At 52.3% G+C, this 2,632-nt stretch carries 1 rRNA gene (only partly in view); it reads left to right on the forward strand.

Annotated elements, in window-relative coordinates:
- Positions 1–2,609: ribosomal RNA gene (locus IFT99_RS25980) — 23S ribosomal RNA — on the forward strand; it begins 284 nt to the left of the window's first position.
- The last annotated feature ends 23 nt before the right edge of the window (positions 2,610–2,632 follow it).

Raw genomic sequence — 2,632 nt, forward strand, 5'->3', positions numbered from 1 at the left:
ATTAGCGGAACGCTCTGGAAAGTGCGGCCATAGTGGGTGATAGCCCTGTACGCGAAAATCTCTTGTCAATGAAATCGAGTAGGACGGGGCACGAGAAACCTTGTCTGAACATGGGGGGACCATCCTCCAAGGCTAAATACTACTGACTGACCGATAGTGAACCAGTACCGTGAGGGAAAGGCGAAAAGAACCGCGGAGAGCGGAGTGAAATAGATCCTGAAACCGTATGCGTACAAGCAGTGGGAGCCCACTTTGTTGGGTGACTGCGTACCTTTTGTATAATGGGTCAGCGACTTATTTTCAGTGGCGAGCTTAACCGAATAGGGGAGGCGTAGCGAAAGCGAGTCTTAATAGGGCGTCTAGTCGCTGGGAATAGACCCGAAACCGGGCGATCTATCCATGGGCAGGTTGAAGGTTGGGTAACACTAACTGGAGGACCGAACCGACTACCGTTGAAAAGTTAGCGGATGACCTGTGGATCGGAGTGAAAGGCTAATCAAGCTCGGAGATAGCTGGTTCTCCTCGAAAGCTATTTAGGTAGCGCCTCATGTATCACTGTAGGGGGTAGAGCACTGTTTCGGCTAGGGGGTCATCCCGACTTACCAAACCGATGCAAACTCCGAATACCTACAAGTGCCGAGCATGGGAGACACACGGCGGGTGCTAACGTCCGTCGTGAAAAGGGAAACAACCCAGACCGTCAGCTAAGGTCCCAAAGTCATGGTTAAGTGGGAAACGATGTGGGAAGGCTTAGACAGCTAGGAGGTTGGCTTAGAAGCAGCCACCCTTTAAAGAAAGCGTAATAGCTCACTAGTCGAGTCGGCCTGCGCGGAAGATGTAACGGGGCTCAAACCATGCACCGAAGCTACGGGTATCATCTTAGGATGATGCGGTAGAGGAGCGTTCTGTAAGCCTGTGAAGGTGAGTTGAGAAGCTTGCTGGAGGTATCAGAAGTGCGAATGCTGACATGAGTAACGACAATGGGTGTGAAAAACACCCACGCCGAAAGACCAAGGTTTCCTGCGCAACGTTAATCGACGCAGGGTTAGTCGGTCCCTAAGGCGAGGCTGAAAAGCGTAGTCGATGGAAAACAGGTTAATATTCCTGTACTTCTGGTTATTGCGATGGAGGGACGGAGAAGGCTAGGCCAGCCTGGCGTTGGTTGTCCAGGTTTAAGGTGGTAGGCTGAAATCTTAGGTAAATCCGGGGTTTCAAGGCCGAGAGCTGATGACGAGTGTTCTTTAGAACACGAAGTGGTTGATGCCATGCTTCCAAGAAAAGCTTCTAAGCTTCAGGTAACCAGGAACCGTACCCCAAACCGACACAGGTGGTTGGGTAGAGAATACCAAGGCGCTTGAGAGAACTCGGGTGAAGGAACTAGGCAAAATGGCACCGTAACTTCGGGAGAAGGTGCGCCGGTGAGGGTGAAGGACTTGCTCCGTAAGCTCATGCCGGTCGAAGATACCAGGCCGCTGCGACTGTTTATTAAAAACACAGCACTCTGCAAACACGAAAGTGGACGTATAGGGTGTGACGCCTGCCCGGTGCCGGAAGGTTAATTGATGGGGTTAGCTAACGCGAAGCTCTTGATCGAAGCCCCGGTAAACGGCGGCCGTAACTATAACGGTCCTAAGGTAGCGAAATTCCTTGTCGGGTAAGTTCCGACCTGCACGAATGGCGTAACGATGGCGGCGCTGTCTCCACCCGAGACTCAGTGAAATTGAAATCGCTGTGAAGATGCAGTGTATCCGCGGCTAGACGGAAAGACCCCGTGAACCTTTACTATAGCTTTGCACTGGACTTTGAATTTGCTTGTGTAGGATAGGTGGGAGGCTTTGAAGCGTGGACGCCAGTCTGCGTGGAGCCAACCTTGAAATACCACCCTGGCAACTTTGAGGTTCTAACTCAGGTCCGTTATCCGGATCGAGGACAGTGTATGGTGGGTAGTTTGACTGGGGCGGTCTCCTCCTAAAGAGTAACGGAGGAGTACGAAGGTGCGCTCAGACCGGTCGGAAATCGGTCGTAGAGTATAAAGGCAAAAGCGCGCTTGACTGCGAGACAGACACGTCGAGCAGGTACGAAAGTAGGTCTTAGTGATCCGGTGGTTCTGTATGGAAGGGCCATCGCTCAACGGATAAAAGGTACTCCGGGGATAACAGGCTGATACCGCCCAAGAGTTCATATCGACGGCGGTGTTTGGCACCTCGATGTCGGCTCATCACATCCTGGGGCTGAAGCCGGTCCCAAGGGTATGGCTGTTCGCCATTTAAAGTGGTACGCGAGCTGGGTTTAGAACGTCGTGAGACAGTTCGGTCCCTATCTGCCGTGGACGTTTGAGATTTGAGAGGGGCTGCTCCTAGTACGAGAGGACCGGAGTGGACGAACCTCTGGTGTTCCGGTTGTCACGCCAGTGGCATTGCCGGGTAGCTATGTTCGGAAAAGATAACCGCTGAAAGCATCTAAGCGGGAAACTTGCCTCAAGATGAGATCTCACTGGAACCTTGAGTTCCCTGAAGGGCCGTCGAAGACTACGACGTTGATAGGTTGGGTGTGTAAGCGCTGTGAGGCGTTGAGCTAACCAATACTAATTGCCCGTGAGGCTTGACCATATAACACCCAAGCAATCTGCACA

Origin of the sequence: Pseudomonas sp. CFBP 8772 (assembly GCF_014841665.1) — a bacterium.
GTDB lineage: Bacteria > Pseudomonadota > Gammaproteobacteria > Pseudomonadales > Pseudomonadaceae > Aquipseudomonas > Aquipseudomonas graminis_B.